The 15,889-nt window shown below is 35.6% G+C and carries 10 protein-coding genes; all 10 read right to left on the bottom strand.

The annotated features are described in order from the left end of the window. Positions 1-48 precede the first annotated feature (48 nt). Positions 49-1,131 carry a DUF5007 domain-containing protein gene (locus CHB81_RS07040; protein ID WP_089351177.1) on the bottom strand — a complete coding sequence of 361 codons (1,083 nt, stop codon included), beginning with the start codon at positions 1,129-1,131 and terminating at the stop codon, positions 49-51. Positions 1,132-1,177: 46 nt separating this feature from the next. After that, a complete protein-coding gene (locus CHB81_RS07035) occupies positions 1,178-1,801 on the bottom strand; it encodes a fasciclin domain-containing protein (RefSeq protein WP_089351176.1) in 624 nt (207 codons plus the stop codon). Between the two features lie 30 nt (positions 1,802-1,831). Further along, entirely contained in the window at positions 1,832-3,367 is a 1,536-nt protein-coding gene (locus tag CHB81_RS07030) for a RagB/SusD family nutrient uptake outer membrane protein (RefSeq protein WP_089351175.1), read from the bottom strand. Between the two features lie 11 nt (positions 3,368-3,378). Next, complete coding sequence (locus tag CHB81_RS07025; RefSeq protein WP_089351174.1) at positions 3,379-6,714, bottom strand: SusC/RagA family TonB-linked outer membrane protein; 3,336 nt, start codon at positions 6,712-6,714, stop codon at positions 3,379-3,381. Between the two features lie 345 nt (positions 6,715-7,059). Beyond that, complete coding sequence (locus CHB81_RS07020) at positions 7,060-8,916, bottom strand: beta-galactosidase family protein (protein WP_089351173.1); 1,857 nt, start codon at positions 8,914-8,916, stop codon at positions 7,060-7,062. A gap of 36 nt (positions 8,917-8,952) precedes the next feature. Beyond that, the gene (locus CHB81_RS07015) at positions 8,953-9,990 is read right to left on the bottom strand and encodes a phosphotransferase enzyme family protein (protein WP_089351172.1); all 1,038 of its coding nucleotides are present in this window, start codon (positions 9,988-9,990) and stop codon (positions 8,953-8,955) included. Between the two features lie 1,031 nt (positions 9,991-11,021). After that, positions 11,022-12,185, bottom strand: coding sequence for a hypothetical protein (locus CHB81_RS07005; protein WP_089351170.1), 1,164 nt, complete (start codon positions 12,183-12,185; stop codon positions 11,022-11,024). Between the two features lie 189 nt (positions 12,186-12,374). Beyond that, a complete protein-coding gene (locus CHB81_RS07000; RefSeq protein WP_089351169.1) occupies positions 12,375-13,808 on the bottom strand; it encodes an FGGY-family carbohydrate kinase in 1,434 nt (477 codons plus the stop codon). 11 nt (positions 13,809-13,819) lie between these two features. Beyond that, a complete protein-coding gene (locus CHB81_RS06995; RefSeq protein ID WP_089351168.1) occupies positions 13,820-14,596 on the bottom strand; it encodes an SDR family oxidoreductase in 777 nt (258 codons plus the stop codon). Positions 14,597-14,612: 16 nt separating this feature from the next. Next, positions 14,613-15,878, bottom strand: a complete 1,266-nt coding sequence (locus CHB81_RS06990; protein WP_089351167.1) for a nitrate/nitrite transporter — start codon at positions 15,876-15,878, stop codon at positions 14,613-14,615. Positions 15,879-15,889: the final 11 nt, after the last annotated feature.

The following is a 15,889-nucleotide window of genomic DNA, read 5'->3' as shown; positions in this document are numbered from 1 at the left end:
ATTTTATTGTTTTTGAGGTTAAAAAAAATCTATTTATATATAAAAAAGCTATTTCTTCGTTGTGTACGGAATCTTCATTTTAATTTCCCAAGTACCTGAATCATTAATTTTCATCCCCCATCGTATATAGGCTCTGTTGCGAATTTGCCCTGTAGAAGGGTCAAGATATTTACTCCAGTCTTTTACTCCATTATCTGCTTCAAATGCAGCTTTGTCTACCGTAAAAGCATCAGCTGTGGTTAAATAATACATTAAATAGGCATCATTTCCGGTATAATTTCTGGCGTACTGCGGAAATGGCGGAGCCGGCAAACCAAAAATGGTACTTTCAGAGTCCAAGACTGTCCCTATCGTATTATCATGATAATTTTGTAAAGGCTCAGATCCTCCTCCATAGTTAAACACAACTTTATTAGGATCCAGAGGTGTACCGTGACTATCTGCAATAATCATTTTTACTTTTACTGCCAATTTAGGCTCATCACTTATTTTTACAATAGTAACATAAGGATCTGTCCCGTCTAATACACCCGGCACTTTTGGATCATTATCATTAACTATAGAATAGGTATATCCGGTATCATAAACACCTGCACCTCTACCCAATTGTAATCTTGATCTAATCTCGGTTTTGAACTCTATAGGTACGAAAGGCCCCATTTTTACGCGTGTAAACTTGTCTAATTTACGTTCTCCGCGAATATTTTTTGCATTTACATTGATGACAAAATGATCATTAACAACTGCTTTCGAAGCTTGTGTAAAAACAAACTCTCCACTTACAGGATTCATTATAATCGAAGGCTGCGGACTCAACTTTAACTTTTTCATTGCTAACTCCAGTGTAGTATCTGTAGTAGGGTCAAATGGAGCCGTCCAGGTCAAAATTTCGTGTTTATCCTGTAGTTCTGTGGTTAAGTTTCCGTCTTTATCGGTAATACTGGTAATCGCCCACTCTAATGGATAGGTGGAGCCTTCGACAGCCGGTGGAGCCGAAGAAAAAAAGACGCCACGAGGAACTGTTATCGTGTCTTGTAGTGAATGTATATTATCACTGATATAACCCACTTCGGGCTCCTCACAGGACAACACAAATAGTGCAATCCCAAATAGATAAATTATTTTTTTCATATAGATATTTTTTTATAATAGATGTCTTTTACTTAAAATAAGGAACTTAATCTATGTAATTTGAAAAATGATGCGACCCTTGAAGAACATGAATTACTCCGTTCGTAGAAATTAAATTAGAGGTTCTGACAACCGTTTTAACATCATCATCTACAGCATCTGTCGGGTCCCAGTCACCACCACCTTTAACAGTGTAATACACATACTCCGGAAATTGGTCCAATTGGTCTTTATAATCCTCTACAGGTTCAAGAGAAAGTAATCTTTCCTCTCCATTATGTGCTGTATAAACTTTTCCTTCTTTTACCAATTTGCTGCGATCCAGACTTTCGTTAAAAATATACGCGCCCAGCATTTCTTTCAAATTAGCTACAGGAATATCGTTAATACCATAATTTTGATTCTCCTCTATCTCTTTCATATAATAGATATATTTTTTTATAGACAAGTTATTTGGAGCGAAGAGTGTGGTTGATTTAGCATTAACCACATCAATCATACCCGCTTTTTGAATTAAAATAGCTAAGGTGTCTAGTTGTTTATTTGATTTTAGAAAATCATAAGTCGATACCCCAACATTTTGGTTAGCCAAACCTCCGTCTATTAGATAGTCATCGTTTGAACAGGAAGTCAAGCTAAATAGTACTATTAATACATATATATATTTCATGTTTATGTTCTTTAAAGATTATTAAATAAGTTACAGTTTGCCCTTCCAGTAATCCGTTTGAATAATGGCCGGGTTAATAGAGATAATTGATGGATCAACGGGCCAAAAACATCCTTTGTGTGCAATTCTGCTAGGATTCATCCAGCTTACTCCGGAAAAGTAATTCAGTCTGATTCTGTCAAAACCTGATTGCCCTTCTCCTACCAGCTCAATTGCACGCTCATCAAATATGGCTTTGGTTAATGATGTACGGTCAGTAGCTCCGGTATAATCCGGTACATTGGCTTTAGATCTGATCGTGTTAATATCGGCAACAGCCGCTGCACCATTTCCTAATTTCATATTCGCTTCTGCTCTAAGAAGATAAACATCTGCCAATCTGAAAATTAAAATATTAGACTCTGAAAATCTTGCATATGAGTCTGATGATTGCCCGTCTTTAGCGGTTTGGGAATATTTAAGTAAAGAAGAAATCTCGGAAGAATCGAAATCACTAAAAAATAACGTTTTACGGATATCATTATCACGATCACTATTAGAATTCATCATTTCTTTGCCATAAAAATCTTCACTTATAATTGGCGCATTACCATTTGGGTCTTTAAAAAAAGGATTTGTTAATGTTAATCCTGTAACATATGCATCTTCATCACTAACACGGTACGATTCATTCATTGTAGCACTGACATTAATCTCAAAAAGTCCCGTTTTTGATTGTCCAATGCACATATCATTAAACCCATCTACACCTTCATTTACATAATCAATAAGCGAAGCATTACTATTTGCAATTACAGAATTGGCAGCTGCAAGAGCCTGATTAACCATCGCAAGATTGTCCTGATCTCTGCTTGCGTACCAAAGCGCAATATGAGCTTTTAAGGCTTCGGCACTAGCTTTATTGGCCGTAATTGCCCATTTTGAAGCACCAGGAGAAGAGTATTTTAATAAACTGATCGCTTTATTGGCTGCAGCCAAAGAAACATCCAATACCTTTAATTCGTTTTCTCTTGGTTTTGTAACAATATTACCGTCTTTAATCAATTGATCTGACGTTTCGATAACTTCGTCTACAATAGGCGCATCGCCCCAAATACGGGCTATGTAGAAATAAGATAGCGATCTTATAAAAGCGGCTTCTCCTATTAGTCTGTCTTTCTCCGCTTTTGATTTGAATTTGCTGTCCGGCATTTCACTAACGTGTTTCTCGATCGAAAGTGCCCAGTTTGCTGCTCTGTAAAATCCTTTCCAATTACGGGATGCATCACGATACGCTAAAACGTAATTTCCGTTTCCTTCGATATAATCAACAATCCAGTTTTCACTGTCCATAAAAGTCATTCCGGTAAACTCTCCCCATAACATAAAGTTCGAGTCTGTCATCAAAGCTTCTTTAAGTAAACCATAATCTCCTGCTACAGCAGATTCTACATTCTCCTGAGACACCCAGAAATTTTGTGGTGTTGCAAGTCCTAAAGGTTCCTGGTCCAGCATATCTGTACAGCCAAAAGTGCTGCACAAAACAAGCATTAAGGCTATTATTTTACTATGTGTATGTTTTTTCATTTTCGAATCAATTAAAATTTAACATCCAATCCAAATGAGATTGTTTTTGTTTGTGGGTAGCCGTTTCCAAGAGTATATCCCATTTCATCTACCTGAGAAGCATCTGCCACTACTTTTGAACGCTGCCATTGGTACGGATTAATAATCGAACCGTAAATGCGTACACGAGAAATGTGTATTTGTTCCAGAATACGGCTTTTATCAATTGTGTATCCAATAGAAGCATTTGTTATTTTCCAATAATCACCACTTTCTTTCCATAACGACTGACCGCTTCTAAATCTATAATACGGCGTAGTATTTGGCTTCGCAGGATACAAAGCCGGATAATGTGCTCCTGCTGCACCATCTCCCGGATTCTGCCAAAAAGAAAGATTACTTAGATCCTGCAGTCCTTTGACAGCCCAATCGTCACCTCGGTCATAATTGTCTAAATACTTTTGTGTTGACGAATCTATGATATCGGAACCAAACGAGAATTGGCTATAAGCTTGTAAATACCATCCTTTGTATTTTAAGTTCAAATTCAATAAACCTGTAAAATCCGGTGTTGGTTTAAATGAAGTATCCAATTTATAATCTCCGGCTTCATCTAACAGATAATCGCCATTGTAATCTTTCCAGATAGGTGTACCCGGTGCTATAGTACCCCAAGCAGACTTACCATGCAGTATTTCACCTGTATAAGGATTTATCGGTAACTGACTCAAATTATCAACGATATATTCATTCTTGAATTGTACAGGAAGAATTAATGGCATTCCTACTACATATCCATAACTTCTATCCGTATTTACATCATATCCGTAGTAATCTTTGTTTCCATTAGGAAGCTTCGTTACAAAGTTTTTGTTTTGGCTAACTCCCGTGCTTATTTCCAATTTCCAAGGATTTTCGCTTGAGAAGATTTGGAATTTAATCAATGATTCCCAACCGTAATTCATTACTCCTGCCACATTTGACTTTGCCTGATTGAATCCTGAATAAGCAGGAAAAAGTGTTTCGAATAGCAGATTTTCTGTTTTCTTGTTATAAGCGTCAAAAGTTACATTGATACGATTATTAAATAAATCCAGATCAAAACCTATATCCCATTGTTTTGAACTTACCCAGGAAAGATTTGGATTTCCGATAGTGTTGTAATCTGTCACAACTCCTGTTGTACCTCCATAAGTAGAAACATTCATAAGGTTAGACCATAATGAAGATGGATTTCCGCCGTATCCTAATTTGTAGGATCCATATCTTAAAAAATTCTCATCAATTTCGTTTCCATTTACACCATAACTGGCTCTGAATTTTCCATAGCTTAAAAAGTTTAAACCTAGTTTTTTGATGAATGGTTCATCAGAAAATATCCAGCCTACTGCGGCAGAAGAGAAATTAGCATATCGAACATCTTCTCCAAAACGAGAAGAACCGTCTCTACTAAAAGCTATATCAATCATATAACGCTCTTTGTAACGATATCCTAAACGGCCAAAATAAGACAGTAAAGCATTCGACTCAATACTTGTATAACCATTAATCTGATTTTGAGTATAACGGTCGTTGATAACCTTGATCGCATCTACACCAAATCCTTTGGCATAGATAAACATATCTTCGTATTTGTTGTAATCTGTTTTTTGACCAAGTACAGCCGTAACAGTATTGTTCCCGAATTTTTTATAATAGTTGGCATAAAGATCTGATGATAAATTTTTACGATTATACAACGCATAACTGGCAAAACCATCTCCTTCTTCACGCACTGTCGAAGGTTCATAATAATTTTTCTTTTCAGAACTATACACATAATTAAATTGCGCATTAAGCGAAAACGCACTGGTGAAATCATACTTCATAAAATCTGACAAAGTCATTTGTACCGTTTCGTCAGTATTTAGTTTATCTGACAATTCTCCTTTTAGCGATTTAGCTTTAGCATCAGACACATAAAACAAAGAAGAATTTAAGTCAGAAGGATCTGTTGGTAAGGTATTGTTAAACTGAAATTTTCCGCCATCAGGATTTCCCTGACCCGTTTGATTTTCTGTTTGCACTAAATTCACTCTAAATTGATTGTCAAAATTCTGACCTACTTTAGAATTAACATTCCCCGAAAAAGTATAGCGTTTAAAACCTGAGTTTTGAATAACTCCTTCTACATTATCATATCCTAATGACAAACGGTAATTGGTACTTTCGCTACCGCCTCTCATACTTAAATTGTATTTATTAGAAATTCCGGTTCTGTAAAATAATCCCTGATAATCTACTTTGTTATTAAACGCCGGATTCAAACTATCAGATAAAACCATTGGCAGATACGATGTTTGTACATCATCAGATTTCCACCATTTATTTACCATTGCCATCTTAGCATTTCTTTCGGCAGACCCAATATTCATTGGTACTAAATTAGGAATTGGTGATATTCCTGTGTTTAATGAAAAAGTAAATTCGGGTTTATCCATAGCGCCTCCTTTTTTGGTGGTAATTATGATAACCCCATTTGCTCCGCGTGATCCGTAAATCGCAGCCGCAGAAGCATCTTTCAGGAAATCTATTTTGTCAATGTCATTTGGATTCAGGGAAGCTAAAAAGTCTGTATTAGAAGTATTATATCCCGCTAAATCTTCGAGTGAAGTCTGTACTCCGTCAATTACATAAAGCGGACTGCTGTATCCTGAACCGGATAAATTGGTGTTCCCACGAATGACTAAAGATCCTCTTCCGCCGGGAGCTCCTGTTTGGGTAGGAGTTTGTATTCCTGTCGCCAAACTACCAATGATAGAAGAAACACTGATTACCGGAATATCCTGCAAATCTTTACTGCTAATGGTTGATACAGCAGCATTGACATTTTTTTTATGTACTTTTTGATATCCAATAATTACAACATCACTCAAGTCATTTTGTGCCGATTTAAGTTTAATATTATAATTTTTCTGACTGCCTACAACTATCTGTTTGCCTTCATAACCAACAAAAGAGATTATAAGAACATCGCCTTCTTTTGCTGCAATAGAGAAACTCCCATCTTCTGTAGTAACGGCTTGCGTGGTTGAGCCTTTTACTTTGATAATAGCACCTGATAAGTTTTCGCCTAGTTCTCCCGAAATTTTTCCGGTGATGATATTATCATTTATGAGGAAAGTTAAATCTTTTTCTGTTTTTAAATTCTCAGAATACTCCATCAAATTGGTTTTGTTTAAATGGAGAGCGTTCAATAAAGTATGCCCAAAAGAAGAGATACTGAATAAGGTCACACAAAAAAAGATCGATTTCTTTTTCATCCGAAGAAAGAGCTTCTTTTGTTTCGTTAACATCCCGATATTTACCGGGTCTAACAGGTTTTTCATAAAATTGGTTTTTTATTGGTTAATAAATTGGTTACTTATGCAGCATTCATAAAGTTTCATTCGTAAAATAACTTCCGGTTCATTCTTTATGAATGGGTTTTCAATCCTGTTTTTTAAAATTAAAATCGGTTAAGTTTTAATTTAAAAAAGGGTAAAATGAAGACAAAAAGCGTCCTTTTATTTTGAAATATTTTGCGGTATTTATTTTAAAAAAAGCATAGAAAGAGCTAGAATTAAACCAATGTGGCTTAACCTTGTAAAAATCTCAATTGAAAAAAAATGTATAATTATGATTATCAGCCTGTAGCAATTTTTCGAGCTACTACAGGCTTTTTGAGCGTTTGCTTAGCCTTTTTCAGGTTGCAAACTTTCTAATATAGGGGTTTCTAAAGTTCCTACTGATGTTTGAATCTTGTCATTTTTTTGTTCGAAAATCACAATCTCATTAACGCCTTCTTTTAACCAGCATCCCGGCACATATAAAGTTTGTTGCGGGCCAACACTCCAATAACGTCCAATATTGATTCCGTTAATAAAAACTATTCCTTTGCCCCAGTCGCGCATATCAAGAAAAGTATCACCTGTTTTACTCAGGTTAAAAGTTCCCTGATAAACCGCAGGAAGTCCAACTTTTGCCGTGTTTTTAGCAGCTATTAGATTTGGCACAACATCCATTGGTAACATATACATGTTCCAATCTCCGGTAATCGTTTGTCCGTTAATGATTACCGGAGAAATAATTCCTTTAGTACTATTTATAATATCGGCACCATAATTAATACGTCCCATATTTTCTACAATAATGTCCAAAGTGGCATTAAAAGGCACATCAATCATGCAATCATATTTTTTATAATAGCGATTTAACTCTGCTACTTTTACTCCGTTTACATAAACAATTGCATAATCACGAAGTCCATTTAGTTCTAATTTTCCGCTAATAGGCTGTTTGAATTTCTTACTGTACCAAACATAACCGTGACCTTGATTTAAATCTTCAAAAGTCAAAGGAGAATCTGCGGTAACCGGTTTTACTTTACTTTTTAGATATTCCAGACTTACGGCTTTTGTTAATTGAATATTCGGGATTGTAATTACTGGAATCTTTGCCGGAACTTCCGGCGTTTTAGGATTTTTTAATAGCGTACGCAAAGCATTATATTTTTCTGTTCCCCAGCCTGCTTCGCTTATTGGTGCATCATAATCATAAGTCGTTAAATCTGGCTGAATATCATGGTTTCCGTCATAATTTGCTCCAGAGGTAAAACCAAAATTAGTTCCACCATGAACCATGTAATAATTGAAAGAAACGCCACCGTCGAGGTACTTTTGTGTTTGTTTTACAACACTTTCTGTAGACACTTTCGGAAATTCCTCGGCCCAATGATCCAGCCAACCCGGATAAAATTCTGCAACCATATATGGTCCTTTTCCATCATTGTATTTATTGACAATCTCTTTTAATTTCGTAACATCATCTTCACCATTTGCAGTTGGTAAAGCTCCCGGAAGTGCGCCTCCTTCAAACAGCCAACTTCCATCAGAAGTAAAGAAAGGCACATTGAAACCCACATCTTTTAATTGCTGAAAAACTGCAGCACTATATTTCTTATGCTCTTCCAGGGCTATATCCTTACGCTGCGCCACATAAGATCCAAATTCATTTTCGCCCTGAACCATAATTATTGGTCCGCCATTGGTAATCAATAGTTTCTTCACCTGACCATAAAGTGCCGTAAAATAAGCCTTAGTAGCTGCCAAATACTGCGGATTATTACCTCGAATAATCATTCCCGGAACTTTTTGCAAAAACCACGGATATCCACCAAACTCCCATTCGGCACAAACATATGGCCCCGGACGCAGAATAACGTACAATCCTTCCTCTTGTGCAATTTTGATATATTCTGCGATATCTTTATTACCTGTTTTAAAATCCCAAACACCGGGTGCTGTTTCATGATAATTCCAAAAAACATAAGTCGCTACAGCATTCAATCCCATGGCTTTCATCATTTTTAATCGATGGCGCCAATACGGTTTAGGAATACGTGCATAATGCATCTCGCCACTATGAATCTGAATGGGTTTACCGTCTAAAACAAAATTACCATCAGTAATAGCAAATGTGTGTTTAGTTTGACCTGTTGCGCTTACCGCTAACAAAAGGAATAAAAACAAGGTAAAAAGACTTTTTTTCATTTGAAACTATTTAATTTTAATGGGCACTTGCCATTGTTAGGTATTAATTTTTATTCTCAAATACGATTGTACACTATCCATAAGCTTAATTTGAGTTTTGGCTCTTATCAGATTTTGATCTTCGTATGTTGTATTGTAATAACTATCATTGTTTAAATAATCGCCCAGAAAGCGGCAGGCTTGCTCAAAAAGAATCAATGGCAGACTTAAATGAATGTTTCTTGCCTCTTCTTCAGACATGAAAGAGGTGGCTTCATCAATATATGCCTTCATAAAAGCTTCATATATTTCGGTATCGAAGCGTACTTTAGACAAATCCTTTTCCTCTTCTGTAGAAGTATTGGTACCAGTTCGTAATGCATCGCCAATATCATGAAAAATACTCCCGGGCATTACTGTATCAAAATCTATAATGCAAAGAATATTTCCATTTTCATCAAAAAGCATATTCATAATCTTGGTATCATTGTGTACTACTCTCATTGGGATTTTACCTATATTTATAGCAATAGCAACATCCTCTATACTTTCAAAATTAGATTTTAAAAACTCTATTGATTCTTCTGCTTTTAATACTCTTTCTGCCGAAGCTTTTTTTATACTCTGCTCAAAATCATGAAACCTCTTTATGGTATTATGAAAATCCGGAATTGTATATTCTAAATCCGAAACTGGAAAATTGAGCAACGCTGTATGAAACTTTGCCAAATAAGCCCCTACCTGACTTGCTACAGCATTCGAATCAATTCGATCCAAAACCACTGACGGGATATAGGTAGAAAGCTGCCAAATTGCTTCGCCATGTTTAGAATAAAACCGTCCTTCTTTATTGGCAATAAATGTCAAAGTAGGAAATCCGTTTGCGTTCAGATAACGAGTGGTTTTTATCTTATTATTCAGTAAAGCTTTTATATTTGGAAATACAACCTGATTCATTTTCTGCAAAATAAAATCTGCATCTGCAGTCTCAATTTTATACGTGCTATTAATCAAGCCACTGTGTATGGTTGTATGACCAAGGATTGGTTTGTCCGGATAAAAATCTTTAAATACGGTCTGAATTATTTCTTCCATATTATATTTTTATACGTTTGACAATGAAACGATTATTACTTTTTTTTTCTTCATTATTTTTAGTATTATCCTACTTTTTGAGAGCGCTTTTTCCATCAAAAGAGATGGTTTATTCTGTTTTACTTTTTTATTTTAAAATCGCACAAAAACAGCTATATTCAGGCTACAGTTATTTCTTAAAAAAAATAAAAAAAGATGCTAAAAAAGTTGTTTTAGCATTTTTAATTTAAAAATAAAACAATATTATTCCTAATTTGATGAAGAATATATATATTATTTTTTAATAAAAAAATGAAAATTAAAAAAATGTGCTCGTGCACATAAAATTAGTGTTATCGAGCACACGTAAAAGCACTTAACGACTGGGCTCAACAACTTTTGTTAATTTTTGCATTTATTGGCTGTAAGAAAAATAAAGTACCTTTTTTTAAACCTTTGAACCTTAAAATCAGAAAATTAGTTTTAGGGGAAACAAAAAAATCACCACTCAATTTTAAATTTGAATGATGATTTTAGATATAAATGACAATATTGGGGTTACAAGGGATTAAAATCCTTCGCTACAAAATAAATCATTCCTGCGAAGTTTAAGAGTGTTTAATCAAGAAAGTAATTGTAAAAATCCGTTTTTATCAGCATTTTTGCTTTAGCGAATCAGTAAAATCAGTGTCTAATTTTGACACGGATAAAACAGATTTACTTCGTAAAAACGCTGATAAAAACCGATTTGATTTGCAATAATTTTATTTTTTATAATGCTTAACTTAATGACATTGGGCTTCGGGATCAATCCATCCATCAGAAGCAATTCGACAAAGATTATAGATTTTCTTTGTCGAGTTACATGTGTGATTTCTCCTTCGTCGAAATTGACATAAAATGAGGAGACAAAACTTTGCGACCTTGCGTCTTTGCGAGATTATTAATAACTTCGTTTGCGATGAATTTCATTATAAATATTTTTTATAAAGTTGCAAGATCAATATATTAAAAAGCTTAACTCAATGACATTTGCCTAACGGTTTACCAAATTAGAAATAATAACCAATGTTACATTGCAGACGAGCATGCCACTTATTATCATAATCGTTATATAAACTGGCTTGATTACTACCTAAAAACGGATGATTATATCCTGCAACATATTCTACATAAGTATATATTCCGTCTAATACTCTAATCAATACGCCGTTTGTAAGCATCTCTGATGCCTTCAGGTTATATTTTTTTCCTAAATAGCCGTACTCGCTGTAAAATGCGATTTCATTTAATGATTTGCCTTTAAAAGGAATACTATATTTAGCTGATAATGCATAAACATCTCCTTTTGAAACCACCTGATACGTATACCCAAAAGATCCCATATCTACATATTCTGAACTCTTTCCTTTTGGGTTAAATTCATATTTATAAACTTCTGCTTTTATCCCCAGGTTTTTGTAATCCATATTGTAGTGAAACGCAAAGGCGTTTCGGCTTCCCATTCTGTCTTCTACAAAGTTATAGAGTTGTCCAAATTGTCCGGAAACACCAATTTTATGCAAAAAATTATTTGTTTTGATCTTATATACAATCTGTCCGGCGAGTTCATTGATCTCTTTATTGTCCCCTAATACACTTGCAGACCATTGATTTTGCCTTAAAGCGGGATCGTTTGTAAAAGTTTCCATTGCATTTTTCATAAAAGCAAGCTGCCAATCCCAAGTGTTTCCTTTATGATGGTACTTCGCTCCCATAGCATATTTACCTTCAAAACCAAGGGCATATCCTATTCCTAAAAACCAACTGTATGAATTATATTCTAAGTTCCCAAAAGGACTTTGTACTAAACCTACCTGAATATCATCTCCGTTTTGAAAATCATAACCTACCCAGCCTTCTTTTAGCATTATTCCACCAGATGAAGCCGGCATAAATCTCATATCGGCCATTATTTTGAACTTTTTATGGGAAGCATTTACCACAAGTCCAAAAAGGTCAAAACCAAACTCGCCTCCTTCTTTTTTTCTTGTTTCATTATAAAACTCATCTTTATAATGCACTCTAAATGCTCCGTTTATTGTAAACCTTGGCTTTTCAGAATCTACAGCCAAAGTATCTGCTTTGATGTCAATATCTGCTGCCTGCGAATAAACAAAATTACTTATAGAGAGTGTGACTAAAATCAACAGAAATCTGCCATAGTTGTAATGCATAATTTTTAGTATTTGAATTATAAAATTCAGATTCGTTCAAGCTTTCATCGAGAGCATACAACATAAGGGCATGAAATGTACAACTGCACATTATGCCTTCTTTTTATTGTAAATTGATTTTATGCTTGAGAAGAATAGCCTCCTAATCTGACAATAGAAGGCTATATGTAATGGAAAGAAAACGAAGCTTTATTCCGCTTCTAAACTTTGCATTTCTTTTAATGTGTTTTCTAACAGTTGCGGTAATTTATGATAAACTTTATCATTGATTTGTTTATACTTTTTATGAGTTTCTAAATTAGGAAGGAACTCTTCTTTTTCTTTTACCATTTTTTTCACTGCAGTTTCAAAATCCGGGTAACATCCTGTCGCTACTGCTGTACAAATAGCAGCGCCTAATGCAGCCGAACCGCTCATTTCGTTTCGTACAATGGGAGTTCCCGTTATATCAGCAAAAATCTGCAGGAATAAATCACTATTGGCCCCGCCTCCAGAAATAATAATCTTTTCAGGATGATGCCCCAGCGTTTCATTCATTAATTGATAATGATTGTTTAGTGTCAATGCAATTCCTTCCAGAATGGCACGGTAAATATGTCCCCGTCCCTGATGACCGTTAAAACCAATCATTACTCCTTTTCTATAGGATTGATATGCCGGTGCAAGCCAATCCGGAACGATCATTAAACCGTCTGATCCTACAGGAACTTTCAAAGCTTCTTCTTCTAAAATTTGTTCCGGTGAAACTCCTTTTTCCTTTGCTTTGATATTTAGTTCTTCGCCTATAAGATCTCTAAACCATGATATTAACCACATTCCTCTCCTTACTCCGCCGCTTTCGAATAAATAACGATTTGGGATGCAGGATAAATTTGTAAAATAATTATCATGAGCCGGTCTGTTTTCGTTACCTACAACCATCGACGTAATATAGGTGCCTAAAGAAAACAACCCTCTTGAGGAATCTATTAATCCTGCTCCCAAGGCTTCTACCGCTTTATCATTTGCCGTAGCCACAACAGGCAGTCCTTCTGGCAAACCGGTTAGTTGAGCTGCGGCTTTGGTTACAGTTCCTAAAACTGTTCCTGGCATCTGGAGCCTTAATAATTTCTCATTCGGAATTTTAAAACTGCTGAGAACTGCTGGGTCTTCAGACCAATTCCAAGTATCCATATCAACAGGAAACTGCCACTGAAAAGCATTTGCCGCTGTATCTTTTAATTCTCCTGTAAGACGATGTGTGATATATCCTGTGGTAGGACACGTATAAGCAATTTCTTCTGAATCTTCAAAAGGTTCATAGGCTCTTACATCCATCCAACTCATCACGGGGGCAGCCAGATTTCCGTCTTTTTTCATGAACACCCTGCAGCAGCGAATGGTACAAAGTCCAACTCCTTTTATAAGATTTACATCTCCTTTAAAGTTTTTCATTAACCTGATTAGGGCTACTTTTATACTGTCCCACAAATCATCATCAGGATGCTCTACATATCCGGTTTCCCTGAACATCATAGGCTTTAGGGGCTCAACTTCAGAATGTATTATTTCCCCTTTAGAGTCAATAATATATACTTTTGTGCTTTGAGACCCGTTGTCGATTGAAATAAAATATTGTTCCATAACAATTCGTTTTATCTCGTTAAAAATCCGCCGTCAACAGCCAGAATATGTCCGTTTACGAAGTGAGAAGCCTGGCTTGCCAAGAATACTGTTGTTCCCATTAAATCGGCAACATCTCCCCAACGTCCTTCTGGTGTATGATCTACGATCCATTTATTACGTTCAGGATTATCTATAGATGCCTGAGCTACTTTTGTTTTAAAATAACCCGGAGCAATTCCGTTCACCTGAACATTGTATTGTGCTAATTCATCACAATATGCTTTTGTTAAACCTGCTAATCCGTGTTTTGTAGCTGCATATGCCGGAGACCATTGTCCGCCTAAGAAAGAAAACAGTGAGCAGATATTAATGATTTTTCCGCTTTTTTGAGGAATGAAAAACTTGGTTACTTCTGCCGACATTTCAAAAGCAGCAGTCAGATTGATACTTACCATCGGATCCCATTCTTTTCTTGTAAAATTCAGAACATCTGCAATTAAGCAAATTCCCGCACAGTTCACCAGAATATCTACTGATCCTAATGTTGATACACATTCTTCTACAATTTTTTTAGGTATCCCGTCTTTGGTAATGTCTGCTGACATATATACTGCTTTTCCACCTTCGTTTTCTATCAGTTTATTGAATTGAGCATCATCCGGCATAATACTTGGCATAAAGATATTAGCGCCTGCTTTTGCCAAAGCCAAAGAGAAAGCTTGTCCTAATCCTGTATTTCCTCCTGTTACAATTGCGTTTTTCCCTTTAAGAGAAAAATAGTCCATTTTAAAATCAGTAATTTCCATATTGTATATTTTTAATTTATTTTTTTTGACTTTGTTGTTTAAAAACAGCTACGAAACAAATTGCTGCTATTCCAAGAATTGCGCTTATGGTAAAATAGGCATTGTAGCCTCCTTCCGTACCAAATTTGTTAAAAACCACCGTACTGAAATAGGGTATAAAGATGTCCGGCAAGTATCCCAGAAGCGAAATAAAACCTACCGCTGTACCCATAATTTTATTGTCTATTCTACTATCGCCCAACAATGACCAATACGTACCGCGAATGGCATAAACAAATGTTCCTCCTAATATTATCAGAATGTAGTAGATATAGAAATTTGTGGTTGCTATAGGAAGGAATGCAATTGCAAACAGCGTAAGAACTGCTCCGCATAAAGCAGAAACCAATACCAGGGTTTTTCCAAATTTATCTGCCAGAAAACCGCCTAAAATTCCGCCTACAGGTCGCATCCACAGTACAATTACCATAATTGTATTTACGGTTACGGGAGTGATTTTTAGATTTTTTTCCATAAAACCTCCGTAATAATAAACTACCCATGTTACGGCATAAGAACAAAAAATAATTGCCCCCATTAAGTACACAAACTTGTTTTTAATAACGGAATTGACATCCTTAAAATCAAAACCTTTTTCTTCTTCTTCCTGAGTGTTTTTTATTACTTTTAATTCCTTCTTATCTGATTTAACGACCTCTTTTTCTACAAACAGGGCAATTAGAATTCCTACTGTAAGCAACACGGCAGAGTACATATAAATAACAGACTTAAGTGCTTCGGTTTTATTTTCGAGCGTTTCTCCTTTTCCTAAAATATGAGAAAAAATAAGCAACGCTACACTTGCCAATATTGCCTCGACAACACCTCGGCCTCCATCAAGAAACCCAAAGAAACGTCCTTCTTCTGCCGGAGTAGACAATAATTTTACCAGTTTCATATGAGCTCCCCAAAAAGTAAATACAGAGAAAACTCCCCACAAACAGAATATTCCTATGACTGAACCATAACTTGGAATCTGAGCAAACCAAAATCCGCCGACCGCTGTACCTAACAAAGAGAAAACCAGCAGATACTTAGCCGAAAATTTATCACTTAAAATACCACTCGGAAAATAGCCTAATATGAATATAAAGCCCAATACGGTATAGATTATATTAAGATCGTCCAAACCAATTCCGAAAACGGATAAAATAGTTTCCTGATAATTTGTTCTTAAATAAATCAGCGGATAAATTGCTCCCGCAGCCAGCACAATGAGAAGAAATTGAATATACCGTTTCATACACTTGGTTT

Origin of the sequence: Flavobacterium sp. ov086, assembly GCF_900187965.1 — a bacterium.
GTDB lineage: Bacteria > Bacteroidota > Bacteroidia > Flavobacteriales > Flavobacteriaceae > Flavobacterium.
The sequence above is the reverse complement of the archived record's forward strand: the minus strand, read 5'-3'. Positions and strand labels throughout refer to the sequence as shown.

Bases quoted from the DNA above. Each gene is read 5' to 3' on its own strand.
- CHB81_RS07040 (WP_089351177.1), bottom strand. From the start codon at position 1,131: ATGAAAAAAATAATTTATCTATTTGGGATTGCACTATTTGTGTTGTCC.
- CHB81_RS07035 (WP_089351176.1), bottom strand. From the start codon at position 1,801: ATGAAATATATATATGTATTAATAGTACTATTTAGCTTGACTTCCTGT.
- CHB81_RS07030 (WP_089351175.1), bottom strand. From the start codon at position 3,367: ATGAAAAAACATACACATAGTAAAATAATAGCCTTAATGCTTGTTTTG.
- CHB81_RS07025 (WP_089351174.1), bottom strand. From the start codon at position 6,714: ATGAAAAACCTGTTAGACCCGGTAAATATCGGGATGTTAACGAAACAA.
- CHB81_RS07020 (WP_089351173.1), bottom strand. From the start codon at position 8,916: ATGAAAAAAAGTCTTTTTACCTTGTTTTTATTCCTTTTGTTAGCGGTA.
- CHB81_RS07015 (WP_089351172.1), bottom strand. From the start codon at position 9,990: ATGGAAGAAATAATTCAGACCGTATTTAAAGATTTTTATCCGGACAAA.
- CHB81_RS07005 (WP_089351170.1), bottom strand. From the start codon at position 12,185: ATGCATTACAACTATGGCAGATTTCTGTTGATTTTAGTCACACTCTCT.
- CHB81_RS07000 (WP_089351169.1), bottom strand. From the start codon at position 13,808: ATGGAACAATATTTTATTTCAATCGACAACGGGTCTCAAAGCACAAAA.
- CHB81_RS06995 (WP_089351168.1), bottom strand. From the start codon at position 14,596: ATGGAAATTACTGATTTTAAAATGGACTATTTTTCTCTTAAAGGGAAA.
- CHB81_RS06990 (WP_089351167.1), bottom strand. From the start codon at position 15,878: ATGAAACGGTATATTCAATTTCTTCTCATTGTGCTGGCTGCGGGAGCA.